We start from the raw sequence: 24,413 nt of genomic DNA on the forward strand, positions 1-24,413 counted from the left end.
GCACGTCCTGGGTAGCGTGACATCCGTGGTTGCCCAGGACGAATCCGCTGAACCCGCCGCACAGTCCGTCGACATGAGCGCCCTGCCCGCCTTCTGGTCGGTGCGTACACCGCCGCGCTGGCTGCCGCGGGCACTGCTGTACGCGGTGCTCGCGGTTGCCGCGTTGATCGCGGCGTTCTGGGTGCTCGGCAAGATGCAGGGTCTGCTGACGGTGCTGCTGGTGTCGATCTTCCTGGCGTTCGCGATCGAACCCGCGGTGAATTGGCTTGCCGCGCGCGGTGTTCGGCGCGGCGCGGGCACCGGCGCGGTGTTCCTGGTGGTGCTGGTGGTGATCGTCGCGTTCGTGTGGACGCTGGGCGCGCTGCTGGTGAACCAGGTGACCATGCTGGTGACGAACGCCCCGGACTACGTCCAGGATCTGGTCGACTGGGTCAATTCGACCTTCCATCAGGATATTTCGGGTGACGACCTGACCAAGTACGCCTCGGAGTGGAGTTCCACGATCGAGAAGTATCTGGTCGGTCTGGCCGGAAACGTCTGGGGCATCGGCACTGTCGCGATCGGCGCGCTGTTCCAGCTGCTCGGGGTGCTGCTGTTCACGTTCTACTTCGCGGCCGACGGACCGCGTTTCCGCACCTGGGTGTGTTCGCTGCTGCCGCCGAAACAGCAGAAGCATGTGTTGCGGGCCTGGGACATCGCGGTCGAGAAGACCGGCGGCTACATCTATTCGCGCGCACTGCTGGCCCTGTGCTCGGCGATCGCGCACTACGTCGCGTTGCGGGTGCTCGATGTGCCGTCGGCGTTCGCCCTGGCGTTGTGGGTCGGCGTTGTCTCCCAGTTCATCCCGACTGTCGGCACCTATATGGCCGGCGCGCTTCCGGTACTCGTGGCGCTGGTGCACGACCCGATCTCGGCGCTGTGGATTCTGTTGTTCATCATCGCCTATCAGCAGTTCGAGAACTATGTTCTGCAGCCGCGCATCACCGCGACCACCCTGGACATGCATCCGGCGGTGGCCTTCGGGGCGGTGATCGCGGGCGCCGCGCTACTCGGTCCGACCGGCGCCCTGCTCGCTATCCCCGTCACCGCCACGCTGCAAGGATTCGCGGGTGCCTACGTGCGGCGCTACGAAGTCACCGAAGAGGCCGAGGCGCCACCGGCCAAGAAGAAGAAGCGCAAGAAGACCGAGCCCGAAGCCGCATCCACCGACGAATAGGCAGCTCATGGCGATCCTGTTGTCCCTGGTGTCGATGTTGTCGACGCTGTTCGGCGGTTTCGTAGCGATGCGGATCGGCGACCGCAAGCACCTGGTTCTCGGGCTGGCCGCCGGGGTGATGTTCGGTGTGGTCGCGTTCGACCTGATCCCCGAGGCGCTGGAACAGTCCGACGGCATGTTCCGGGGCATCCCGTACGTGTTGATCGCCGCGGTGCTCGGCTTCCTCAGCCTGCACGTGATCGAGCGCGCGGTCGCCGTCCACCGCGGCCACGAGCAGGAATTCGGTACGCACAAGCACGGTCTCGAGTCGGTCGGCCTGCTCGCGGCGGGCGGCCTGATCTTCCACAGCACCCTGGACGGTTTCGGCATCGGCCTCGGCTACCAGGCGGGCGCGGCGGTCGGCCTGTCCGTGGCGATCGCTGTCATCTGCCACGACTTCGCCGACGGTTTCAACACTTTCACCATCCCCACCGTCTACGGCAACGCCCGCAAACGCGCCCTCACCCTGCTGGCCCTCGACGCCATCGCGCCCGTGATAGGCGCCATCCTCGGCACCCTGATCCACGTCCCCGAGAACTGGATCGGCCTCTACATGGGCTACTTCGCCGGCTTCCTGCTCTACCTCGCCACCGCCGACATCCTCCCCGAGGCCCACGCGGGCCACCCCTCCCGCCTGACCCTCCTGTGCACCCTGTTCGGCGTAGCCGCCATGTTCGCCCTCGCCGCCGTCAGCCATTGAGCAACATCAGACACAGCCTGACCGGTCGTGCGGTGTGGCGGCGGTAGCGTTCGGCGGATGGACACGCTGAACTCGGTGATCGTCGATGTCAATGATGTGTTCTGGAACTGGCTGCTGATTCCGCTGGTCATAGCGGCGGGGCTGTACTTCACCGTGCGCAGTGGGGTGGTGCAGGTGCGGATGTTGCCGGAGATGTTCAAGGTGGTGGCCGAGAAGGGGCCGACGGCGGCGGACGGGAAGAAGGCGGTGTCGGCCTTCGGGGCGTTCAGTATCTCGGCGGCGGCTCGGGTGGGCACGGGCAATATCGCGGGGGTCGCGACCGCGATCAGTGTCGGTGGGCCGGGGGCGGTGTTCTGGATGTGGGCGATGGCTACGGTCGGGGCCGCGTCGGCGTTCGTGGAATCGACGCTCGCCCAGCTCTACAAGCGGCGGGAGAGCGAACCGGGCACCTTCCGCGGCGGTCCGGCGTACTACATGGAGTATGGGCTGCGCCGTCGGTGGCAGGGACTGGCCTTCGCGGTGATCATCACCGTGACCTTCGGATTCGTGTTCAACGCGGTGCAGTCCAACACCATCGTGGCCACCGGGCGGGCGTCGCTGTCGGCGCTGGACGGTGACTGGTTCGCGCCGCTGGTCGGGCTCTGCCTGATCACGTTGCTCGGGGTGGTGATCTTCGGCGGGGTGCGCCGGATCAGCCACATCACCGAGGTGCTGGTTCCGGTGATGGCGGTGGTGTACCTGCTGCTCGGCATCGCGGTGGTGGCGCTGAACATCACCGACCTGCCGCGGGTGCTCGCCGATATCGTCGGCGGGGCGTTCGGGCTGCGCGAGGTGGTCGGCGGCGGAATCGGGACCGCGCTCGCGCAAGGCATCCGGCGCGGCATGTTCTCCAATGAGGCGGGGCTCGGGTCCTCACCCAATGCCGCTGCGGCGGCGGATGTCTCGCATCCGGTGAAGCAGGGCCTGGTCCAGTCGCTCGGCGTCTACTTCGACACCCTGCTGATCTGCTCGATCACCGCGTTCATCATCCTGACCACCGACCCTGATCTGTCCGAGCGGCGCAGCGCCGACCTGACCCAGAGCGCACTCCAGGCGTCGCTGGGCAGCGGGGCGGGCCACGTGCTCACCGCGGTGGTGTTCCTGCTCGCGTTCAGCTCGATGATCGGCAATTTCTACTACGGTCGCGCCAATATCGAATTCATCACCACCCGTCCCCAGGTGCTCACCGCGTTCCGAATCCTGGTGCTGGTGGCCGTCTTCGGCGGCGCGTTGGGCTCGGTGAGCCTGATCTGGAACCTGGCCGACGTGTTCATGGGCGTGATGGCGCTGGTCAACCTGGCCGCGATCATCCCGCTCGGCGTCGTCGCGTTCCGCCTGCTCGCCGACTACCGCGCTCAACGCAGTGCGGGTGAAGACCCGGTATATGTGCACAGTGCCGACATCGCCGACCCGGCGGGCGTGCAGTGCTGGCAGGCAACGATTGCGTCGAGCTTGCCCGGTAAACCCGCCCATTAGTGGTAGGCATGGGAAATGGCGAAACAGTGGACCGAAACGGCCGATATCGCGCTGCGCGCCGACGGTCAGCGCGTCGCTGATCTGGACACCTCGAGCACGCCGGGCTTCAGCGGCGGCAAGCGCCTGGGCAAGGAACTGCTCGCCGAACGGGCGACGGTGCTCTCGGTCTTGCAGGAGAAGCTGTTCGCGCACGGCCGCACCGGTGGACAGCGCAGCGTGCTGCTGATCTTGCAGGGCATGGACACCGCGGGCAAGGGCGGCATCGTGCGCCACGTCATCGGGTCGGTCGACCCGCAGGGCGTCGATCACGCGTCGTTCGGCGTGCCCACCGAGCTGGAGAAGCAGCACGATTTCCTGTGGCGCATCCGCAACAAGCTGCCCGCCCACGGTCAGATCGGCGTCTTCGACCGCTCCCAGTACGAGGACGTGCTGGTGGTGCGGGTGCACGACCTCGTGCCGCAGGCGGAGTGGGAGCAGCGCTACGACCAGATCAACGCGTTCGAGAAGGAGATCGCCGACGCGGGCACCACCATCGTGAAGGTCGCCATGTTCGTCTCCCTCGACGAGCAGAAGAGCAGGCTGCGCGAACGGCTGGAACGCCCGGACAAGTACTGGAAGTTCAACCCCTCCGACATCACCGAACGCGCTTACTGGCCCGAATATCAGAAGGCGTACCAGGCCGTTCTCGACCGCACCAACACCGATTACGCGCCCTGGTACGTGCTGCCGTCGGACCACAAGTGGTACGCGCGCCTCGCGGTCACCGAATTGCTGATCGCCGCGCTGGCGCAGATGGAACTCGACTGGCCGCCCGCCGACTTCGATATCGCCGAGCAGTTGCGTCGACTCGACGAGTCCTGAATACGGGCAGGACGAGCATTGCGGAAACTCTCAGGTTCGGCCCGCATGATGTTCCCGGTGGGGAGCCAACGAGCGAAAGGCGTGTGACGACGGTGAGCACGGGCAAGAGCCCCTCGGGCAGGAATCCGCTGGCGGCGGCCGAGGCGGCCGACAAGAAGCGCAAGATCGCGATCCAGGTCGGCGTCGCCGCCGTCCTGGTCGCGCTGGTCGCGGCCATCGGCATCGGCATCGCGGTGAACAAGTCCGATTCCGACAAGGAATCGTCGACGACCTCGGCGGCGCAGCTGCCCGCGACGGGCGGGGCGGTCACCGAGACCGGCACGGTCGTGATCGGCAATCCTGATGCCAAGGTCAAGGTGCGCGTGGTCGCCGACCTCCAGTGCCCGGCCTGCAAGCAGTTCGAGGCAGCCAACGGTGCGACGCTCGCCAAGGCCGCCGCCGACGGCACTGCTTCCGTCGAGTACCAGATCATCTCGTTCCTCGACAAGGCCTCGACCAACCAGTACTCCTCGCGCGCGGCCAACGCCTCGTTCTGCGTGGCGAAGTCCGATACCACCAAGTACCAGTCCTGGTTGCAGACCATGTTCGAGAAGCAGCCCGCCGAGGGCGGTGCGGGTCTGAGCAACGACGAGCTCATCGAGATCGCCACCGACGCGGGGTACACCGATCCGGCCGTGGCGACCTGCATCAACGACAAGCCGTACAACGACTACATCCAGCAGGTCACCCAGACCACGCTGCAGAGTGGCGTGAAGTCGACGCCGTCGGTGTACATCAACGGCCAGCTGAACCAGACCGACGCGATCTTCACCGAGAACGGCCTGGCCCCCGTGATCGCTGACGCGGCGAAGTGATCACCGCCCCCGCCCGCTCGGCCTGGCTGCTGCTGATCGCCGGGCTGGCGGGCTGGCTGGCGTCGTTCACGCTCACCGTCGAACGGTTCAAGCTGTTCGTCGACCCGAACTACGTGACCTCGTGCAGCATCAACTCGGTGCTGTCGTGCGGGTCGATCATGAAGACCGACCAGGCCGCGGTCTTCGGTTTCCCCAACCCGCTCATCGGCGTCGTCGGATTCTCGGTGGTGGTGACCCTCGCCGTGCTGTCGGTGGTCGGTGTGGGCTTCCCGCGCTGGATCTGGGGCGGGCTGTGGCTCGGCACCGTGCTCGGCATCGCCGGACTGTGCTGGCTGATCTTCCAGAGCCTGTACCGGATCAACGCGCTGTGCCCGTACTGCATGGTGGTGTGGGTGGCGGTGCCGGTCCTGTTCGCGGTGACCACACAGGAACTGTGGAGCCGGTCGCGTGGGGCTATGGGAATCCTCGCCGAATGGCGCTGGACCCTGGTCGTGGTGTTCTACGCGGTGGTGCTGCTGCTGGTGTTCCTGAAGTTCCAGGACTACTGGCTAAGCCTGGTCTGACACGGGCTTGGTGGCGTCCACGTATTGCATGAAACGGTGGACGCGCTGGTCGATTTCGGTCAGGCCCGCGCGGGCGAACAGCTTCGGGAAGGTATCGCGGTCGAACAGGCGCAGGCCACTCAGGCTCGCGGCCAGGCTGCTCGCCGAGCCGAAGAGGTTGTCCTCGGCATAGCTGGTGCTGATCGCGATGCGCCCGCCCGGGGCGAGGACACGGATCATCTCGCGGGTGGCGACCAGCGGATCGGGGATCAGGTAGAGGGCGCCGAAACAGCAGACGGCGTCGAAGGTTCCGTCGGCGAACGGCAGCATGCGCGCGTCGCCGCGGACATAACCGACGCGCGGGCTCGCGTTGTCGGTGGCGGCCTTGGCCAGCATCGGCGCCGAGTAGTCCAGGCCGGTGACGAAACCGCCCTTGGTCAGGTACTCGCTGAGGTAGCCGGTGAAATTGCCTGGGCCGCACGCCACATCGAGCACCTTCATGGGGCCGCTCAGACGCAGGGCGCCGACCGCGTCGCGGCGGTCGGTGCCGGTGGTCCGGCCGCTGGCGAGGTAGAACAACGTGGGTCGCCACGCGTGCTCGTACACCGCGGCCAGCGCCGGGGCGTTCATCGTCCTGCGGGCGAGATTCACTGGCGCGCGACCTCGATGGTCATCCCGGCCTCGCGCAGCCGCGCGGTGAGCGCCTCGCCCATCGCCGATGCGGGGGTGAGCACGCCCGCGCGCTCGGGCAGGGTGTCGAAGGCCAGGCTCAGGCCGCTCTGGCCGAGCAGGACGGCGGTGGCCTGGTAGCCGGGATCGCCCGTGCCGGAGAAGGTGGCCTGGTATCTGGCGCCGGAGCTGGTGCGGGCGAAGGTCTTCATGGTGAACCACCCACTGCGGCGGGCCTTTTCGCTGGGGCCGGTGCCGGGCTTGGGCAGAATCCGGTCGAGCAGCTTGCGGCCGAGCGACACCCGCGACAGTGCCGCCTGCGACGCCATCGCGGCCACCATGCCGCCCGCGATACCCGCGGCGACCAGCGGCGCGGCGGCCGAGGTACCCGCGTTCATCACCTCGCGATAGCGGAACTGCTTGCCGTAGACCCAGCCGAGCAGGCCGTTGGTGCGGCGCACGACCTTGGTGTTGTGCGAGGCCATCACGAACGTGGTGACCCAGCCGTTCAGGCTGGGGTCGATGCTGTCGGCGCGGGCCAGCGCCTGATCGGACTGACGGCCGACATCGGGTTCCATGCTGCGATCCGGGCTCAGCGAGTACGGGTGGGCCAGGATCTTGCCGCGCGCGGAATCGGCCGCGACGTCCTCCATCATGGCGCGCCCGGAATCGATGGTGCCGCCGCTCACGCCGCCCTTGAGATAGGCGACCAGGGTGGTGTCCTCGAGCTCGCCGGTGTTGTCGGCAATCGTGGCGCGATAGATCTCGTACACACTCAGATCCGACGGAATCGAGTCGTAGCCACAGGAATTCACGATCTTGGCGCCCGAGTCGACCGCGGTCTGCTCGTACTTCTCGATGGCGTCGTGGATGAACAGCGGCTCACCGGTGAGGTCGGCGTAGTGGGTGCCCGCCGCGGCGCACGCGCCCAGCAGCGGCATGCCGTAGCGCAGGTACGGCCCGACAGTGGTGACCACGACCTTGGTGCGCTCGGCCATCGAGGCCAGCGACGCGGGGTCGCTGGAATCGGCGACGACGAGTTCCCATGTCGCGGCGGCGGGCCCGAGCTCGTCGCGGGTGGCGGCGAGCTTGCTCGCCGAACGGCCCGCCAGGGCGATCCTGGCGTCGGCCGGGGCCGCGGTGAGCAGGTATTCGGCGGTGAGTTTGCCGACGAAACCTGTTGCGCCGAACAGGATCAGGTCGAACTCACGGTGCTGCGGCATGACGCGCCTTTCGAAAGATGATTCAGGGCTTGGTGGCCGGTGCGCCGGCCTTGCGGGGGGCGCGAGTCTTCTTCACCGGTTTCGGTGGATGAGTGGCGAGCCAATCACGGTGGGCCAGACCGAGTTCGGTGACCGGCGGATCGCCGTAGAGCCATTCCCTGGCGATCACATGCCAGTTGTTGGTGCTGTCGAGCTGGCCGAGCATGCCGAAGGTGAGGAAGTCGGCGCGGCGCGAGAACAGGTGTTCGGGCGGCAGATTCTGCTGCTTCATGCCGGTGAACTCGCTGGCCCTCGGGTCGACGGCGAGCAGGAACGCGCCGCTGGCCAGTTCCGGGGTGATGGTGAGTTCCTCGTCCACCAGACACCATTCCGAGGCGGCGAGCACGTATTCGAGGCATTCCTCGGCGCCGATCTCCTCGGGCGAATCGATCACGCCGCGATCGATCATCAGCTGCCGCAGGTCTTCCGCGCGATCCTCGGCGGCCGCGCGCAGGCACTGGATCTCGAATCCGACCAGCTTGGGATCCATCCGGTTGAACAGCCCGAAATCGAGGAAGGCGACCCGGCCGTCACGGGCGAGCAGCACATTGCCCGGGTGCGGGTCGCCACAGAACTCGTTGAAGCTGAACAGCGAGCCGACGTAGAAGCGGTAGATGATCTCGCCGACCCGGTCACGCACCGCGGCGGGCATTTTCCGCACCTCGTCGAAGCCGTCGCCGTCGATGAACTCGCTGACCAGCACGCGGGTGGTCGACAGCTCGGGTACCGAGGACGGCACCACGATGAACGGGTGGTCGCGGTACAGGTGCGCGATCTCGGCCTGGGTGGCGGCTTCGGCCTGGTAGTCGAGCTCGCTCTCCATGTTCAGTTTCAGCTCGTCGAGTACCGCGGGGGTGATCCACGGCATCGCCGAGGCCAGCACCCGGCGGAACATGGTGAGGTTCTTCAGATCCGCGCGCACGGCCGCGTCGACCCCGGGGTACTGGACCTTCACCGCGACAGCACGGCCGTCGTTCAGCGTGGCCCGGTACACCTGGCCGATCGAGGCGGCGGCGATCGGCTCCGGATCGAATTCGGCGAAGATCTCCGCCAGCGGGGCACCGAAATCCTGCTCGATCACCGTGCGCATGGACTCGAACGACACCGTCGGCGCCGCGTTGCGCAGCACGGCCAGGCGCTGCTGGAACCGCTCGCGATGGTTCTCCGGCACCAGATCCAGGTCGAGCACCGACATCATCTGGCCCAGCTTCATCGCGACGCCCTTCATGGTGCCCAGCACCATGACCACCTGTTCGGTGGTGCGGATCATCGACTCCTCGGCCATCCGCGCGCGCACGGCCTCCGAGCGGCCGCGCATCGATAATCTGGTCTTCTTCGAGCGGATGACCGACCCCGCCGCGACTGCCCCCAGCTTCGTCCCGCGGGCAAGCCGGGAAGTCGGCACGTTCTTCGCCATCGAGATACCTCCGTTGGTGCCGACGCGCACGGCGGTGACACAAGCCACAGCGTCCCGCCCGGGTTCAGCGTAGCCAACCGCGCGCCGTTGTCGAGCCCGGCTCCCTCGAACGCGGGAAATCCCGGGTCAGGGCGACTGTTGCGGCATTTCGGGGAGCGGATGCGGCTGCGCGGTGAAGATCTCGGGTGAACCGCCCGCGCGGGCCATGCCCTCGATCGCACTCCAGGCCATCATCGTGAGGTAGTCGATGACGTCCTGACGCGGCATGGCCTTGTCGGTGGTGGTCCACCAGTGGGTGGCCAGCTGAATGCCGCCGACCAGCACGTACGACCACAGCATCGCGCCCTCGGTGCGGATGCCCTTGGCGCCGGCCCGGTCGACCAGCACCGTGGTGACCACCTCGGCGAAGAGGCGCTCGAACTCCGCGAGCGAGGACTTGTCGCCCGCGGCATTGCTCATGATGAACCGGTAGACCTCGGGGTCGTCGTCGACGGTGCCGACGTATTCGGTCATCGCGGCGCGCACGAGTTGGTATTCGTCGGCGTCGAGACTGATCGCGCCGTACACCCGGGGCAGCAGCGTGGTTTCGATGAACCGCTGCATGGTGGCGTGGACCAGGTCGTTCTTGTCCGCGAAGTAGCGGTACAGCACGGTCTTGGACACGCCGATCTCGGTGGCGATCTCGTCCATGCCCGCCTGGCTGCCCCGCGCGCGGATGGCGTTGAGCGTGCCGTCGACCAGCTCCTCGCGGCGGTCGATCTTGTGCTGTCGCCACCGACGTTTGCGGCCGTCGGCCTGGCCGCCGCCGCGCACACTGGCTCGGCTCGACTGCTCGCCGATCTCGACAAGGTCTTCGGTGGACAGAACAGCCCCCTCGTGATCGATGTTGGCGTCTTTAGTCAACAGCTTAGGCGCGCCGGTGTGGGGTGGCGCTCCTTTGGCCCACGTTGCGGCATTTACCACACTCGAGTGCTTACGCGCGCGTACGACAAACCGCGCGGTTCGCCGTGTCGTGGGCGACGCCACGCGGGGTTGGCGGCGGCGCACTCGCCGTGCGCACAGCAGAATGGGGGCTATGGAGAAATCTCCCGGCAACACGGCGGTTCTCACGCCGCGCACCGAGCCCGCCGCACAGCCCGCCGGCTTCGCGGTGATGACCGACGAGGCGGGCAAAAAACGTGACCTGTTCAAGATGAAGGCGCTGGCGACCAGTTTCCTGCTGGTGGCCAGTGTGATCTACCTGCTGTGCCGCTGGCTCGAATCGCGCGGCGGCGGTGGCGAGTGGGTGGGCTATGTCCGCGCGGCCTCGGAGGCGGGCATGGTCGGCGCACTGGCCGACTGGTTCGCGGTCACCGCGCTGTTCAAGCACCCGCTGGGTCTGCCGATCCCGCACACCGCGATCATCCGTAAGAAGAAGGACCAGCTCGGCGAGAGCCTGGGCGCCTTCGTGGGCACCAACTTCCTCGCCCCCGACGTGGTCTCGGCGCGCTTGGACTCGGCGCAGATCTCGCTGCGCGTGGGCCGGTGGATGGCCGATCCGGCGCACGCGGCCCGGGTGGCGCAGGAGAGCGCGACGATCCTGACCGCGGTGGTCAACACCCTGCGCGACGAGGACGTCGAGCAGATCATCGACAACACCATCGTCAAGCGGATCGCCGAACCGCTGTGGGGGCCGCCGCTGGGCCGGGTGCTCTCGGAGATGATCGCCGACAACCGGCAGCGGCCGCTGATCGACCTGCTGGCCGAGCGCGCCCATCAGTGGGCGCTGGGTTCCCAGGACACGATCGACCGGATCGTGGTGCGCGATGCGCCGCAATGGGCACCGAAATTTGTCAATACATTGCTGTCGGAGCGAATTTATCGGGAACTCGTCGAGTTCACCTGGAAGGTGCGCTCCGATCCTGATCACGAATTGCGCCGGGCCGCCGATCGCTTTCTCCAGGATTTCGCCGAGGACCTGCAACACGACGACGCGATGATCGCGAAGGCGGAGAAGGTCAAAGCCGAGATCATGGGCCGCGAGCAGATCACCGGAATGGCCGAGGCCACCTGGCGGGCGGCGAAGCGGTTGATCTTGGAATCGGCCGAAGATCCCGATTCCACCCTTCGGCGCAAGGTGGCCGAGAATGTGCAGCAGCTCGGCGAGCGCCTCCGCGACGACCCGGAGATGCGTGGCAAAGTGGACGGGTGGATCGATCGCGGTGCTCGCTATCTGGTCGGTAACTACTCCGCGGAGATCACGACATTGGTGACCGACACGGTCGCGCGCTGGGATGCCGACGAGGCGAGCAGGAAGATCGAATTGCAGGTCGGTCGGGATCTGCAATTCATCAGGATCAACGGCACGGTCGTCGGCTCGCTCGCCGGCCTGGCCATCTACACGATCTCGCAGCTGCTGTTCCACTGAACGACCTGGTAACCGGGGCTGCGTACGCGTTAGCCGACCGGGTGCTAACTGTAGTGCTTGCAATAGCTAGCACCCTGTTCTACTATTGGCCTTACAACGCCAGAAGGTGAGCGATGACAGACCAACCCGAGAGTCGTGTAGCGCACGCGGCTCAAGATATCGGAGGTTTCATCAGGGCACAGCGCGAAGGTGCGCAGGTGTCCCTGCGTCAGCTCGCCGCTCTGGCGGGGGTAAGTAATCCGTACCTGAGCCAAATCGAACGCGGATTACGTAATCCCTCCGCCGAAGTACTCGCGCAGATCGCCAAGGCACTGCGGGTTTCCTCGGAGGTGTTGTATGTGCGGGCAGGATTTCTGGAGCAGCGTCCGCACAGCCCGGTCCGTGACGCCCTGCTCGCCGACACTTCGGTGTCCGAGCGGCAGAAACAGGTGTTGCTGGAAATCTATGAGTCGTTTCGCCGGGAAAACGGGGAAGAAGCCGGCTCAGGGGGGAACGAACGAGACACTGACGTTTCGTTCACGACAACTGACACTCCGCCACACCAGGAGACTGAAGACTGATGACCGAGAAGACCGCCACTGTGACCAAGCCGCTGTTCGCCACCGTCGGCGCCGGTGACGCCATCTACGCCGCCGTGAACGACGTCGTCGCCGACGTGCGTGGCCGCGTTGCCACCGCCGACCCGAAGGCCCGCGTCGAAGAGGCCCGCGAGCGCATCGCGAACGTGCCCGCCGACGTGCAGGCCCAGTTCGACACCCTGCGTGACCGCATCTCCGGCCTGCCGTCGGAGCTGCCGGAGGACCTCGCCGAGCTGCGCGAGAAGTTCACCCCCGAAGAGCTGCGCAAGCTGGCCGAGCAGTACTACCGCCAGGCGCTCGACATCTACGCCGATCTCGCCGTTCGCGGCGAGGAGACCGTCGACCGGCTGCGTGCCAACCAGGCCGTCGACGAGCAGATCGGCCGCGTCGAGAACCTCTACAAGGATGCCTCCGCTCGCGCCGAGGATGCCCTGACCAAGGTCAACGACCTGCTGGGCCGCACCAAGGCTGAGGCCGAAGCGGTGGCCGACAAGGTCGACGCCGTGGTCGAGGCCGAGGTCGTCGCCGTCACCACCGAGCCGGCTCCGGCCAAGGCTCCCGCCGCCAAGAAGGCTCCGGCCAAGAAGGCCGCTCCGGCCAAGAAGGCTGCCGCGCCCAAGAAGGTCTAACCTTCGCGCAGTACCGCTGACAGCGGCCCCGTACACCAGGTGTGTGCGGGGCCGCTGTTCGTATGATGGGGGTGTGAACATGGTGAATGGGATGACCTCGCTGATTCTGCTGATCCTGTGGATCGGCGCCTTCGGCGCGACGGTGTTCGCGCTCATTCACGCTGTGCGCCAGCGTTCGGATGCCTTCACCGCCGTCGACAAGATGACCAAACCGATCTGGCTGGCCATTCTCGGTGGTGCGCTGGTGTTTCTGCTGATCGGCATCGGCGGGCTGGGGATGCTGTCGTTCATCGCGATCATCGCGACCGGGGTGTATCTGGCCGATGTGCGCCCGAAGGTGGACGAGGTGCAGCGCGGCCCGCGCTGGTAAATAGCCCTCAGAAGGGCTCGCGGGTGAGTGGTACGCGGTGTTACTGTATCTATCAGTAACACAAAGGAGTGTGCCGATGCGCGCAAAGATGCCGACGGCTCTGGTGAACCTGGTCGACCGGGTGTCCACCGTGGTCGAGACCACCCTCGCGGCCCACCGGGCGGATCTGCGGACGCGGACGCACGGGATCGCGGCCTTCGATCCGCCGCGGGTACCGCACGACGTGATCCCCGTGGTCACCGCCGACGGCGCCCGCCTGCGGGTGCACGCCTACGGCCCGGTCGACGCGCCCGTCATCGTGTTCGCCCACGGCTGGACGTGTTCGATCGAGTACTGGAACGCCCAGATCAACGCCTTCGCCGGCGAGTACCGCGTGGTCGCCTACGACCAGCGCGGCCACGGCGAGAGCACCAACGGCTACGCCCGCCCGAGCACGAATCTGCTCGCCGACGACCTGTGCGACGTGCTCGACGCCGTGCTGCTGCCGGGTCAGCGCGCGGTACTGGCCGGGCACAGCATGGGCGGGATGACGCTCATCGCCTGGGCGGGCCGTTACCCGGAGCGGGTCGCCGAACAGGCCGCCGCGGTGATCCTCACCAACACCGGCGCGCACTCGCTGGTCGAGGTATCGACCATGGTTCCCGGTCTGAACATCCCGCTGCGGATTCTCGGTGGCCGTTCGATGCCGACGCCGGACTGGCTCGGCAAGCTCATTCTCGGCACCCCGGTCGTGTTCCCGCCGATCAAGCCGGTGCGCTGGATCTTCGCCCGGCAGGTGATGACCCTCGATACCTCGCGCGAGAAGCTGAATTACGCGCTGTCGGTGGTGCGCGGCTGTCCGATGATGACGCGTTCGCGCTACGGGTTCCTGCTCACCGAGCTGCACCTCGGCGATGACGCGAAGAATTTCTCGGTCCCGACCACCGTGCTCGCGGGCGATCGCGACGACATGACCCCGGCGATCCACGCCGAGCGCCTGGCCGCGCTGCTCCAGGAAGCAGGCACGCTCGCCGGGTTCAAGGTGCTGCCGACCGGACACCTCGGCAATGTCGAACGCTTCGACCTGTTCAACGCCGAGGTGGCCCGAGTGCTGGCCGCCGTCAACGAGCCCGTGCGCGCCCTGGCCTGACCGCCTGCGAGAATCGGCGGATGAGTTCTACCGCTGTGACCTCGGACGACCGTCGGTTCGTGCTGACCCTCGGGTGCCCGGACCGGCCGGGCGTCATCGCCCGGATCTCCTCGTTCATCGCCGGCTTCGGCGGCTCGATCGTGGAGGCCGGGTATCACTCCGACGGTGACATCGGCTGGTTCTTCACCCGCCAGGCTGTGAAGGCCTCGACGGTGCCGTTCTCCATCGACGAGCTGCGGGTGCGCTTCGCCGAGGTGGCCGCCGAGTTCGGTCCCGAGACCGAATGGCAGCTGCACGATTCCGGTGCCCCGCGGCGCGCGGTGCTGCTGGTCAGCAAGGACGGGCACTGCCTGCACGACCTGCTCGGCCGCGCACAGGCCGGTGAGCTGCCCGCGACCATCGAGGCCGTGATCGGCAACCACCCCGACCTCGCGGGCATGACCGAGGCGCACGGGGTGAAGTTCCATTACGTGCCGTTCCCGAAGGACCCGGCCGAGCGCGGTCCGGCCTTCGAGCAGGTGCGCGACCTCGTCGACTCCCACGACCCGCACGCCGTGGTGCTCGCCCGTTTCATGCAGGTGCTACCCGCCGAACTGTGCGAGCACTGGGCCGGGCGCGCCCTCAACATCCACCACAGCTTCCTGCCCTCGTTCGTCGGCGCCCGGCCCTATCACCAGGCGTATGCGCGCGGGGTGAAGCTGATCGGGGCGACCTGCCACTACGTCACCGCCGAGCTGGACGCGGGGCCCATCATCGAGCAGGACGTGATCCGCGTCGATCACGCCGACGACGTACGCGACATGGTCAGACAGGGACGTGACATCGAGCGGGTCGTGCTCGCGCGTGGACTGCGCTGGCACCTGGAGGGCCGGGTGCTCGTGCACGGTCGTCGCACGGTCGTCTTCGAATGACCTATAGGTCGTAAAACGGTGCCGGATAACGGAATTCACCGGTCACGGCGGAATCGTAGGCCGTGAGCGGGCGGACCTGGAAGTACGGCGCCCACTCGGCTTCGTCGGGCACGACGCCGAGCCGCGCGCCGGGGACGAAGCCGAAGCGGGCGTAGTAGTCGGGATCGCCGACCAGGCCGACGACCGATTCGTCGAGGGCGTCGGCGGCGCCGAGGGCGGCGTGGACCAATGCCGAGCCGATGCCGGACTTCTGATGCTCCGGATCGACGCCGAGCGGACCCAGCGCGAGCACCGGGAACGGGCCGATTCCGGCTCTGGTGAGACAGATGTGCCCTACGACGGTGTCGTATTCGAGGGCGACCAGCGACAGCGTGGGCATCCACGACTCGTCGGTGCGTAGCGTCTCGACGAGGGCGGGTTCGGGTGGTTCGGTGACGGCCGGATCGCCCGCGTAATGCGGGGCGAACGCGGCGCGGTGGATCGCGGCGATCGCCGGGGCGTCCGCTGGGGTCTCGCGACGGATCAGCACAGGCTTAAGTCTCCAGGATTTGGGTACGGGAGCGCAATGATGTGCCGTGCCCGATGTTCCGGACTCGGCCGCGCGTGTGCGATGCTCGGGAAATGACTTCCGCGCCGCTGACCCGGGCCGCCGTGGCCGACATGATCGACCACACCCTGCTCGCGCCGGAAGCCACTCCGGCCGAGGTCGACTCGCTGGTCGTCGAGGCGCGCAAGCTGGGGGTGTACGCGATCTGCCTGTCGCCCTCGATGCTGCCGGTGCGTGCGCCGGGGCTGGTGGTGGCCACAGTGGCGGGTTTCCCGTCCGGCAAACACCATTCGCTGGTGAAGGGTGCCGAGGCGCGGCTGGCGGTGGATCAGGGCGCCGCCGAGGTGGACATGGTGATCGACGTGGGCGCCGCGCTGGCCGGTGACTTCAACGCCGTGCTCGCCGACATCATCACCGTGCGCGAGGCGACCAGGGATCGGGCCGTGCTCAAGGTGATCATCGAGTCGGCGGCGCTCACCGATGCGGCGATCGTGGGCGCGTGCCGGGCGGCCGAGCAGGCGGGCGCCGATTTCGTGAAGACCTCCACCGGTTTTCATCCCGCGGGCGGTGCCAGCGTGCACGCGGTGCGGTTGATGGCCGAGACCGTCGGCGGACGACTCGGGGTGAAGGCCAGCGGCGGAATCCGCACCGCCGCGGACGCCGCCGCGATGATCGAGGCCGGTGCTACGCGTCTCGGGTTGTCGAAATCGGCCGCGGTCCTCGACGGTTTTCCCGACTAGACGAGGCTGTCCCGAGTCGTCACCGCCGCGCACGATCAGCAGGTGAACCCGGACTGCTGAGCGGACGGGTCACTCTCGAGTGCGGTCTTGCCGCCCGAAAGGTGCACGCTCACACCGTCGTCGGTGACCTTGACCTCCTGCGCGCGCAGGCCGAGCGGGTAGCTCTGCAAGCTCTGGGTGAAGGTCTCGACGATGTCCTGCACGAGGTCGGTGGGCAGGCCGATGCCGAGTATCTGCGCCGACTTCGTCTCCACCGTGACGTTGCCGTCGCGGACCATCGGCTGCACTTCCAGCTGGGCGAGGCCGCCGAGCACATCGAGAGTGAGCACTCCGGTGCTCGCCGAGGAGCTCACGCCGCTGACCATGGTGCCGAGGGTCTCGCGGATGCCGTCGTTGTTCCAGGTCACGTCGGCGGTCGAGCTGTCGATGGTGCCGCCGCCTCGGCCGCGGTCGACGAGCTCGATGTCGTTGAATTTCGCGTGTACCACCATCCCGACAGCGGGGCCGAACTGGTTGTCCTCGCTGTCGACGGTGATCGTGCCGACCTTGCCGTCCACGTACGACAGCAGGATCGGGCGCGGGCCGAAGCCCACGTCGATGCTCGAGCCCATCTGTTGCTCGAACGCGCCGCTGATACAGCTCGAGATCTTGTGCCGGGCATAGGCTTCGGTTCCGCCGATGGCCGCGACGAGCAGAACGGCGACCACGGCCAACGCGATCACCAGCGAGCGCCGACCGATCCTGGGGCGAGGGGGCTTTTGTGTGGTCATGGCATCGGATTCTTCCCGATCTTTCTGTGTCCGCTCTGAGGACGTAGTGAAAGCCTTCACACAAAATGTGACCTGGCGCACGCAACCGGGCGTAATCTGGGTTGCATGACTGGCGAGGGCGCGCGCCGGGTGGCGGGGACAGCGGATCATCGATGGCGGGTGCTGCGGCGCCTCGCCGGGCGGCACGCGGGCTTCTTCACCACGCGTCAGGTGTTGCGTACCGGCTGCGAATCGCAGGTCAGGGCGGCCCTGGGGGACGGGTCGGTGACCAGGGCCGGGGTCGGGATGATGCGGCTGGGCCAGTGGCGGGTGGGGCCGCTCGACGAGTACGCGATGTGGGCGGCGTGGTTCGACGGCGCGGCGGCGGTGTCGTACCAGAGTGCGGCGGAACTGCACGGGATCGGCAGGTTACAGCCCCGGTTTCTGCACCTGTCGGTGTCGGCGGGTCGCCCGCCGGTGACCCCACGGTTGGTGCTGACCCGGCGCAAGCTCTGCGCGGCGGACGTCGAGTCGGCGGGGCCGTTTCTGGTGACCACGCCGGTGCGCACGGTCCTGGATCTGGCCGAGACCGAGATCTCGCAGTCGGCGCTGGACGAGGTGGTGGCCGACGCGGTGGCGATCCACCGGTGCGATACCGACGAGATCTGGTGGGGTGGGCAGCAATTGGCGCCGCGGGCGTCGGCGCGGGTGCGACGGGCGTTAAGCCGGGTCTGACGGGGCGACCACGTCCCAGGGCACCGACAGCACGCAATCGCGCATTCGCCGTTTGTAGGTGTGGACCGGGAAACCGTTGGCGCGCAGCATCTCCGCCGCTGCACGCCAGCGGATGCGAGGGCCGTACGGCGCCATGGCCGCGGCACGCTCCCAGGCCCGGTCGGCGGCGGTGAGGAGCGTGTGCACGCGTTCGCCGGGAATGTTGCGGTGGATCAACGCTTTCGGCAGGCGCTCGGCGATGTCGGAGGGCTGGTCCACGGTGAACGGATCCCAGGCCAGCGTCAGGGAGAGGGGGCGGTGTCGGTCGAGCAGGACCCAGGCGCAGCGGCGGCCGAGTTCGTCGCAGGTGCCGTCGACGAGCAGGCCGTCGGGTGCCAGGTTGGACTGGATGCGCGACCACGCGTCGGGCACGGCGTCCTCGGGATATTGGCGCAGGACGTTGAACGCGCGGACCAGGGTCGGTCGCAGGCCCGCCAGTTCGAAGCCGCCTCGGGCGAACCGGACGCCGTCGCGGGGTGCCACGACGCGGGCCGGGTCGATCTCCAGGCCGACCACCTCGAGGTCGGGGCGGACGGTGCGCAGCCGGGCGGCCAGTTCGAAGGTGGTCCACGGTGCGGCGCCGTAGCCGAGGTCGACGACCAAGGGGTTGGAGGATTCACGCAGTGTCGTGCTGACGAGTTCGTCGTTGACGAGCCAGCGGTCACTGCGGCGCAAACGGTTGACGCCGGTGGTGCCGCGGGTGATGGTGCCGACCGGCGGGAGGGCCTTGCGGCTGGGGGCCACGGGCGTCGAGGCTCTCCGGTGCGTCAGACCGACTTGTCGGCGGTCTGATTGTCCAGGTAGCGCAGGGTCTCTTCCTGCTCGGCGCGGAACAGGTCCACCAGGTTCACCAGCATCAACTGCTCCAGGCGCGGGCCGACCATGGGGATGAAGACCTTGGCGGTGGGGGAGAAGCGCATGGTGGCGCCGGTGTCGGTGGGGAACAGGCGGATGGTGCCGGTCAGGCTGCCGGGGCCGGCCGGAATCGAGGCGGAGAACTTGCCCTCGGTCTCGTCGTGGGCGAACGGGCCCCAGCTCTCCTTGCGGGTGATCACCATGTCCTTGCGCATCACGGTCTGGGCGATCTCGGGAAGCATCTCGCGGGGCAGGGTGTGGTGCAGGACCACGTCGATGCCGTCGTCGGTGACGTCGAGGCTCACCACTTCGTTGTTGGGCGCGTACTTGCGCATTTCGGCGACGCGGGCTTCCCAGTAGTCCCTGCTCTGGAGGGCTGCGTACAGCTCTTCGGTGGTGTGCAGGGGGTAGCGAGCCGAGTAGTCCAGTCTGCGTGCCATGGCAGAACACGTTACGTGGTTGGGGTGCGGGCGGAGGGAAGAGGTGGGTTGTCTGTGCTCGGTCCTATAAATCGATGCCGACGGTTACCGGTTCCGGCTCCAGCGTCACGCCGAACCTTTCCTGGACGCCCGCGCGCACGGTGCGGGCCAGGGCGACGATGTCGGACGCGGTCGCGGTGCCACGGTTGGTCAGGGCCAGGGTGTGCTTGGTCGACAGGCGCGCGGCGGCGCTGTCGCCGGGGAAGCCCTTCGCGAAACCGGCGCGTTCGATGAGCCAGCCCGCCGAGAGCTTGGTGCCGTCGGGTGCGGGATAGGTGGGCACCTTGACGTCGTCGCCGACGTGCGCGGCGATCGCGGCCAGTACCCGCGGCAGCTGCTCCTCGGTGACGACCGGGTTGGTGAAGAACGAACCGGCGCTCCAGGTGTCGTGGTCGGCCGGGTCGAGGACCATGCCCTTGCCCGCCCGCAGGCGCAGCACTTCGGCGCGCACCTGCTCGACCGGGCGGGTCTCGCCGTCGCCCGCGCCGAGCACCTTCGCCAGCTCGCCGTAGCGCAGCGGCGCGCTCATCCCGCTCGGATCCAGGGCGAATTCCACCGCGAGCACCACCGCGTCGTCGCTGTGCTTGAGCACGCTGGTCCGGTAGCCGAAGCCCAGTTCGGCGGGTTCGGCCCAGCGCACGTCCCCTGTCGTGCGATCGAGCAGGCGCACCCGGCGCAGCAGCGACGCCACCTCGACGCCGTACGCGCCGACGTTCTGCACCGGTGTCGCACCGGCCGAACCCGGAATCCCGGACAGGCACTCCAGCCCGCCCAGCCCGGCCGCGACGGTCGCCGCGACGACCTCGTCCCAGTTCGCGCCCGCCTCCGCCACCACATTGTCGGTTCCCAGCTCGACGCCGGTCGTGCCGACCAGCACGACCACGCCGTCGAAGCCCGCGTCGTCGATGAGCAGGTTCGACCCGCCCGCCACCAGCAGCACCGCGATACCGGCCGCGTCCAGGGCCTTCACCGTGGCCACCAGGGCCTCGGTGCTCGCGCATTCGGCGAGCAGCGCGGGCCCGCCGACCCGCAAGGTCGTCAATTCGGACAAACGCACCGAATCGCGGACCTTCGCGCCGGTATCGGCAAGCAGGTCACGCAGCTGATCGGAGGACACCACCCGTGTTGTACGCACGTCCGCAGACGGTACCGTGTCGAGCATGGCTACACCTCTGGCGTTCACTGCCGGCTACACGCATTCCGTCGATGCGGTGCGCGCCGCGTACTCCGACGAGCAGTACTGGAAGGCCCGGATCGCCGAGGTCGGCGGGCCCGGTGCCCGGCTCGACGCCTTCGCCGTGGACGGCGACCAGGTCCGCGTCCAGATGGTGCAGTCCATCCCCGCCGACCAGCTCCCGCCCGCCATCACCGCTGTGCGCCCCGGCGACCTGATCATTCCGCGCACCGAGACCTACACCGGCACCGGCGGCATCTTCGAGGCCCACGTCGACGGCGCCCCCGCCGTGGTCCGCGGCACGGTGACCATGGCACCCGACGGCGGCACCGGCTCCACCACCGCCATCAACGGCACCATCGAGGTGAAGATCCCGCTGTTCGGCGGCAAGATCGAGGCGGCCATCTCCGAGCGCCTGATCGAACTCCTCGGCAACGAGGCCACCTTCACCGAGGAATGGCTCAACCGGTAGTAGCGGTCTCGGTGAGACCGCGCTCACGGGGTGTGGGTCGGTAGCTCGGCGTACATTCGATGCGTGAGCAAACATTCGGTAACCGATCTGTTGCGCGCGCGGGTCACCGCGCGGCGTAATTCGTCGGCGCACAGGCGTGAAGTGGGCGTTCGGGGCGGGCGATCCGTGGTTGCGGTGATCGTGCTGGCGGTGCTCGTCGTGCTCACCGGGTGCACCGTCGACCGGCAGGGCGAGGCCGCCGAGGCGGCTCCGGTGGCGCAGGTCACCATCGCGCCCACCCCCGGAGCCACCGATGTGGATCCGGTCGCGCCCGTGTCGGTGACGGTCGCGCACGGCACGATCGACCAGATCGCCCTCACCAATGCCGGCGGCAAGCAGATCACCGGTCAGCTCAGCCCCGACCGCACCACCTACAAGGTCTCCGAACCGCTCGGCTACGGCGCCACCTACACGTGGGCCGGTACGGCCATCGGCGCCGACGCGAAACCGATCCCGATCGACGCCACCTTCACCACGATCAGCCCCCAGTCGACCATCCCGGCCACGATCAACATCGGCGACGGCCAGGAGGTCGGGATCGCGGCGCCGATCATCCTGAAGTTCGCGGGGCCGGTCACGAACAAGGCGGCCGTGGAGAAGGCCCTCACCGTCACCACCGACCAGGGCACCGAAGGATCATGGGCCTGGCTACCCGACGACGGCGGCTCGCGGGTGCACTGGCGTCCGAAGGACTACTGGACCCCCGGTACCACCGTGCACGTCGCCGCGAAGCTCTACGGCGTCGACCTCGGCGGCGGCGCCTACGGCGACTCCGATGTCACCTCCGACTTCACCATCGGCCGCAGTCAGATCGTCATCGCGAACGCGCCGAGTCACCGCATGCAGGTGGTGCGCGACGGCGCCACGATCTTCGACTTCGCGGTGTCCTACGGCGAAGGCAACGAGCCGCGCAACGTGACCCGCTCGGGCGTGCACATCGTCACCGAGAAGTACGAGGACTTCATGATGTCGAATCCGCCGTACTACACCAACGTTCGTGAACGCTGGGCCGTCCGTATCTCCAACAACGGCGAATTCATCCACGCCAACCCCGAATCCCTCTCGGCGCAGGGTTCCTCGAACGTCACCAACGGCTGCATCAACCTCTCACCCGGTGACGCCCAGGCCTACTTCCCGACCGCCCTCTACGGCGACCCGGTGGAGGTGACCGGCACCTCGATCGAGCTGTCCCAGGCCGACGGCGACGTCTACGACTGGGCCCTCGATTGGCCGACATGGAAGTCCATGTCCGCCTTGCCCGCCGAATAATCCCGCACCTGCGCCGTCCCCTAGCGTCGGGGCAGGAGCAGCGCTGGGACGAGCGCCAGCGCGATCATGACGGGCGCGATCAGATAGGTGTGCTGGAACGCGTCGGCCAGGGCGGGAGCGAGTTCGGCCCGCTGGTCCGCCGTCATGGCGTGGAGCGCCTGGAGGCCACCCGTCACCGGGAGCAGCGCGCCCAACGTCACCGAGGCCACCGCGGTCCCGATCGCCATCGACGTGGTGCTGATCATGTTCAGCACCGTCGAACCGGCGGGCTGCTGCTCGCGGCTCAGCGGCCGGGTCGCCGTGGTCATCACCGGCATCAGGGTCCCGCCGCCGCCCGCGCCCATCAGCACCATCGTCAGGCACAGCGCCCAGTACGGCGCGTCCGCGTCGAGCTGGATCACGAACAGCACGAAACCGGTGAGCGCCACCGTGATCGACGCGGGCAGGTACCGGCCGGGCGGAATCCGGTCGATCAGCCTGCCCGCCACCTGCATGGTCGCACCCGATGCCAGGGCGAACGGAATCCCCAAAGCGCCTGCCACCAGTGCTGACTCACCGCGCACCACCTGGAAGTACAACGGCAGCAGCAGCATCGAACCGAAGTAGCCGCCGGCGAACACCGCCAGCAGCACCGCGGAGGTGCCGGTGATCCGGTTGCCGAGCACGCGCAGATCCAGCAGTGGCACCGAGGTGGTCAGCGAACGGCGCACGAACGCGGCGATCAGGCCGACCCCCACCAGCAGCGGCACCAGCACCGCGGGCGTGGCGAATCCGGCACTCTCGCCCGCGGCGGTGACGCCATAGATGACCAGCGCCAACCCGGGCGACATCAGCAGCAGCCCACGGATGTCGAGCGCCCGCGGCGGTTCCGGGGCGTCGTCGGGCACCACCCGCACCGCCAGCAGTAACACCAGCGCGCCCAGCGGCAGATTGATGAAGAACATCCACCGCCACGACACCTCGTCGATCAGATATCCGCCGATCACCGGGCCCAGCAGGGGGCCGACCAGAATGGCCAGACCGAGCGTGCTCATCAACTGCCCGAGGCGGTCGGGCCCGGCCGCGCGCAGCAGGATCGTCATGGCCACCGGCATCAACAGCCCGCCGCTGGCGCCCTGAATCAATCGGAAAGCGATGAGCGACTCGATGTTCCACGACAGCCCGGCCAGCACCGAGCCGACCACGAACGCGCTGATCGCCGTCAGATACAGCCGCTTGGCGCCGAATCGGCCGACCAGCCACGCCGAGGTCGGCACCACGGCGCCGAGGGCGAGCGAGTAGCCCGTGGCGACCCACTGGATCGTGCTCAGGCCCGCGTGGAACTCCATCGACAACTTGTTGATGGCGACGTTCACGATGGTCTGATCGAGCGTGGCCATGATCATGCCGACCACCAGGACCAGGGCGATCCGCATCGGAGCCCGGCTGGTGGCCGGTTCGGCGGTGGTGATCACGGCGCTCACTTCCCGTACGGCTGGGCGAGGCGGGCGGTGCGCAGGGCTTCGCCCCACCAGGTGAGCTGGTCGAGCATGGTCGCCGCGGCGGCGTCGGCATCGTTCGGCGCGGACAGCTCGCCCGCGTCGTCGAATCGGCCCCACGGATTCGGGAAGCAGACCGAGTCGCGCACGGTGACGGCGTGGAGTTCGGCGAAGACCGGGCGCAGGTGTTCCACGGCGCGTAGTCCGCCGGAAATGCCGCCGTAGGAGACGAAGCCGACCGGCTTGGCCTGCCATTCGGCGTGGTGGATGTCGATCAGGTTCTTCAGCGTGCCGGGGTAGCTGTGGTTGTACTCGGGTGTCACCACGACGAACGCGTCGGCGCGCGAGAGCTTCTCGGTGGCTTCGGCGACGGAAGGGTGGTCGGTGGCGGCGCCGAACGCGTGTGGCAGTTCGATGCCGGCGGTGTCGACGATGTCGACGGTGACGGCGTCGCGCAGGGCCGCTTGCCGGACGAACCAGCTCGCGATCGTCGGACCGAAGCGCCCCTCCCTGGTACTGCCGATGACGACCGCGAGCCGCAGCGGGCTGATTGCGGTTCGGGCGTGGTCAACCGTGGCGCTCATGACGTTCCTCTTCGTCGGTGACGGCCCCTCGGCCGCCGCTGCGCTCTACCGTCCTACCTCAACGGTCGTTGAGGTCAAGCCGGAAAAGATTTCGGTGGTCCGGGAATACTTTTCGGCTTATGCTGCTTATTGCGTTCATACGCAGATAAGCAGC

27 protein-coding genes are annotated in these 24,413 nt (G+C 67.8%); 16 read left to right on the forward strand and 11 right to left on the reverse strand.

Annotation, left to right across the window (positions count from 1 at the left end):
- Positions 1–25 precede the first annotated feature (25 nt).
- From ACFTS5_RS22230 to ACFTS5_RS22255, 6 genes are all read left to right on the forward strand, one after another.
- Entirely contained in the window at positions 26–1,216 is a 1,191-nt protein-coding gene (locus ACFTS5_RS22230; protein WP_378634022.1) for an AI-2E family transporter, read from the forward strand.
- Positions 1,217–1,223: 7 nt separating this feature from the next.
- Complete coding sequence (locus ACFTS5_RS22235; protein ID WP_378634026.1) at positions 1,224–1,955, forward strand: ZIP family metal transporter; 732 nt, start codon at positions 1,224–1,226, stop codon at positions 1,953–1,955.
- Positions 1,956–2,012: 57 nt separating this feature from the next.
- The gene (locus ACFTS5_RS22240) at positions 2,013–3,470 is read left to right on the forward strand and encodes an alanine/glycine:cation symporter family protein (protein ID WP_378634029.1); all 1,458 of its coding nucleotides are present in this window, start codon (positions 2,013–2,015) and stop codon (positions 3,468–3,470) included.
- Positions 3,471–3,485: 15 nt separating this feature from the next.
- A complete protein-coding gene (locus ACFTS5_RS22245) occupies positions 3,486–4,331 on the forward strand; it encodes a polyphosphate kinase 2 family protein (RefSeq protein ID WP_378634032.1) in 846 nt (281 codons plus the stop codon).
- A 92-nt stretch (positions 4,332–4,423) separates the two neighbouring features.
- Complete coding sequence (locus tag ACFTS5_RS22250; RefSeq protein WP_378634035.1) at positions 4,424–5,185, forward strand: DsbA family protein; 762 nt, start codon at positions 4,424–4,426, stop codon at positions 5,183–5,185.
- The gene (locus tag ACFTS5_RS22255) at positions 5,185–5,748 is read left to right on the forward strand and encodes a vitamin K epoxide reductase family protein (RefSeq protein ID WP_378634487.1); all 564 of its coding nucleotides are present in this window, start codon (positions 5,185–5,187) and stop codon (positions 5,746–5,748) included. Before ACFTS5_RS22250 ends, ACFTS5_RS22255 begins: the two co-directional genes overlap by 1 nt.
- On the opposite strand, the gene ACFTS5_RS22260 is transcribed toward ACFTS5_RS22255, so the two are convergent.
- From ACFTS5_RS22260 to ACFTS5_RS22275, 4 genes are all read right to left on the reverse strand, one after another.
- On the reverse strand, positions 5,734–6,357 hold the full coding sequence (locus tag ACFTS5_RS22260; protein ID WP_378634038.1) for a class I SAM-dependent methyltransferase: 624 nt from the start codon (positions 6,355–6,357) through the stop codon (positions 5,734–5,736). The two genes, ACFTS5_RS22255 and ACFTS5_RS22260, sit on opposite strands and share 15 nt — an antisense overlap.
- 17 nt (positions 6,358–6,374) lie before the next feature.
- On the reverse strand, positions 6,375–7,619 hold the full coding sequence (locus ACFTS5_RS22265; protein ID WP_378634041.1) for a saccharopine dehydrogenase family protein: 1,245 nt from the start codon (positions 7,617–7,619) through the stop codon (positions 6,375–6,377).
- A 22-nt stretch (positions 7,620–7,641) separates the two neighbouring features.
- Positions 7,642–9,075 (reverse strand): ABC1 kinase family protein, encoded by a 1,434-nt coding sequence (locus ACFTS5_RS22270; RefSeq protein ID WP_378634044.1) that lies wholly within the window; start codon positions 9,073–9,075, stop codon positions 7,642–7,644.
- A gap of 126 nt (positions 9,076–9,201) precedes the next feature.
- Positions 9,202–9,888 (reverse strand): TetR/AcrR family transcriptional regulator, encoded by a 687-nt coding sequence (locus tag ACFTS5_RS22275; RefSeq protein ID WP_378634489.1) that lies wholly within the window; start codon positions 9,886–9,888, stop codon positions 9,202–9,204.
- 262 nt (positions 9,889–10,150) lie between these two features.
- On the opposite strand from ACFTS5_RS22275, the gene ACFTS5_RS22280 reads away from it, so the two are divergent.
- The 6 genes from ACFTS5_RS22280 to purU all read left to right on the forward strand — a co-directional run bounded on the left by ACFTS5_RS22280 (position 10,151) and on the right by purU (position 15,099).
- Entirely contained in the window at positions 10,151–11,482 is a 1,332-nt protein-coding gene (locus ACFTS5_RS22280; RefSeq protein ID WP_358061769.1) for a DUF445 domain-containing protein, read from the forward strand.
- 113 nt (positions 11,483–11,595) lie between these two features.
- Complete coding sequence (locus ACFTS5_RS22285) at positions 11,596–12,042, forward strand: helix-turn-helix domain-containing protein (RefSeq protein ID WP_101465494.1); 447 nt, start codon at positions 11,596–11,598, stop codon at positions 12,040–12,042.
- Positions 12,042–12,689, forward strand: coding sequence for a heparin-binding hemagglutinin (locus ACFTS5_RS22290; protein WP_378634049.1), 648 nt, complete (start codon positions 12,042–12,044; stop codon positions 12,687–12,689). The genes ACFTS5_RS22285 and ACFTS5_RS22290 overlap by 1 nt, the downstream gene beginning before the upstream one ends.
- Before the next feature lie 79 nt (positions 12,690–12,768).
- Positions 12,769–13,059 (forward strand): DUF2516 family protein, encoded by a 291-nt coding sequence (locus tag ACFTS5_RS22295; protein ID WP_056814570.1) that lies wholly within the window; start codon positions 12,769–12,771, stop codon positions 13,057–13,059.
- Positions 13,060–13,135: 76 nt separating this feature from the next.
- Complete coding sequence (locus tag ACFTS5_RS22300) at positions 13,136–14,188, forward strand: alpha/beta fold hydrolase (RefSeq protein WP_378634052.1); 1,053 nt, start codon at positions 13,136–13,138, stop codon at positions 14,186–14,188.
- A 20-nt stretch (positions 14,189–14,208) separates the two neighbouring features.
- Positions 14,209–15,099, forward strand: a complete 891-nt coding sequence (purU, locus tag ACFTS5_RS22305; RefSeq protein ID WP_378634055.1) for a formyltetrahydrofolate deformylase — start codon at positions 14,209–14,211, stop codon at positions 15,097–15,099.
- Between the two features lies 1 nt (position 15,100).
- Here purU and ACFTS5_RS22310 read toward each other — a convergent pair whose 3' ends face one another.
- Positions 15,101–15,628: a GNAT family N-acetyltransferase gene (locus tag ACFTS5_RS22310; protein ID WP_378634058.1), complete on the reverse strand. Its 528-nt coding sequence runs from the start codon at positions 15,626–15,628 to the stop codon at positions 15,101–15,103.
- 92 nt (positions 15,629–15,720) lie between these two features.
- Here ACFTS5_RS22310 and deoC point away from each other — a divergent pair, with 92 nt between their 5' ends.
- On the forward strand, positions 15,721–16,386 hold the full coding sequence (deoC, locus tag ACFTS5_RS22315) for a deoxyribose-phosphate aldolase (protein ID WP_378634061.1): 666 nt from the start codon (positions 15,721–15,723) through the stop codon (positions 16,384–16,386).
- Between the two features lie 35 nt (positions 16,387–16,421).
- Here the strand turns inward: deoC and ACFTS5_RS22320 are convergent, their stop codons facing one another.
- Entirely contained in the window at positions 16,422–17,156 is a 735-nt protein-coding gene (locus ACFTS5_RS22320) for a DUF2993 domain-containing protein (protein WP_378634064.1), read from the reverse strand.
- 105 nt (positions 17,157–17,261) lie between these two features.
- Between ACFTS5_RS22320 and ACFTS5_RS22325 the strand changes: the two genes are divergently transcribed.
- Entirely contained in the window at positions 17,262–17,870 is a 609-nt protein-coding gene (locus tag ACFTS5_RS22325; RefSeq protein ID WP_358186434.1) for a hypothetical protein, read from the forward strand.
- Here the strand turns inward: ACFTS5_RS22325 and ACFTS5_RS22330 are convergent.
- The 3 genes from ACFTS5_RS22330 to ACFTS5_RS22340 form a co-directional block, all read right to left on the reverse strand.
- The gene (locus ACFTS5_RS22330) at positions 17,856–18,653 is read right to left on the reverse strand and encodes a class I SAM-dependent methyltransferase (protein WP_378634068.1); all 798 of its coding nucleotides are present in this window, start codon (positions 18,651–18,653) and stop codon (positions 17,856–17,858) included. The genes ACFTS5_RS22325 and ACFTS5_RS22330 overlap by 15 nt on opposite strands.
- Positions 18,654–18,676: 23 nt before the next feature.
- A complete protein-coding gene (locus ACFTS5_RS22335) occupies positions 18,677–19,204 on the reverse strand; it encodes a DUF2505 domain-containing protein (protein ID WP_378634071.1) in 528 nt (175 codons plus the stop codon).
- A gap of 64 nt (positions 19,205–19,268) precedes the next feature.
- On the reverse strand, positions 19,269–20,405 hold the full coding sequence (locus ACFTS5_RS22340; protein ID WP_378634074.1) for a UDP-N-acetylmuramate dehydrogenase: 1,137 nt from the start codon (positions 20,403–20,405) through the stop codon (positions 19,269–19,271).
- On the opposite strand from ACFTS5_RS22340, the gene ACFTS5_RS22345 reads away from it, so the two are divergent.
- On the forward strand, positions 20,404–20,889 hold the full coding sequence (locus ACFTS5_RS22345) for a DUF2505 domain-containing protein (protein WP_378634077.1): 486 nt from the start codon (positions 20,404–20,406) through the stop codon (positions 20,887–20,889). The two genes, ACFTS5_RS22340 and ACFTS5_RS22345, sit on opposite strands and share 2 nt — an antisense overlap.
- A 165-nt stretch (positions 20,890–21,054) precedes the next feature.
- Positions 21,055–22,197: an Ig-like domain-containing protein gene (locus ACFTS5_RS22350; protein ID WP_378634492.1), complete on the forward strand. Its 1,143-nt coding sequence runs from the start codon at positions 21,055–21,057 to the stop codon at positions 22,195–22,197.
- A 20-nt stretch (positions 22,198–22,217) separates the two neighbouring features.
- Here ACFTS5_RS22350 and ACFTS5_RS22355 read toward each other — a convergent pair whose 3' ends face one another.
- Together ACFTS5_RS22355 and ACFTS5_RS22360 are read right to left on the reverse strand one after the other, a co-directional pair.
- Positions 22,218–23,660, reverse strand: a complete 1,443-nt coding sequence (locus tag ACFTS5_RS22355) for a DHA2 family efflux MFS transporter permease subunit (RefSeq protein ID WP_378634080.1) — start codon at positions 23,658–23,660, stop codon at positions 22,218–22,220.
- Complete coding sequence (locus ACFTS5_RS22360; protein WP_378634082.1) at positions 23,657–24,259, reverse strand: NADPH-dependent FMN reductase; 603 nt, start codon at positions 24,257–24,259, stop codon at positions 23,657–23,659. Before ACFTS5_RS22360 ends, ACFTS5_RS22355 begins: the two co-directional genes overlap by 4 nt.
- Between the last annotated feature and the right edge of the window lie 154 nt (positions 24,260–24,413).

Source organism: Nocardia sp. NPDC056952, assembly GCF_042674185.1.
Taxonomy (GTDB): Bacteria; Actinomycetota; Actinomycetes; order Mycobacteriales; family Mycobacteriaceae; genus Nocardia.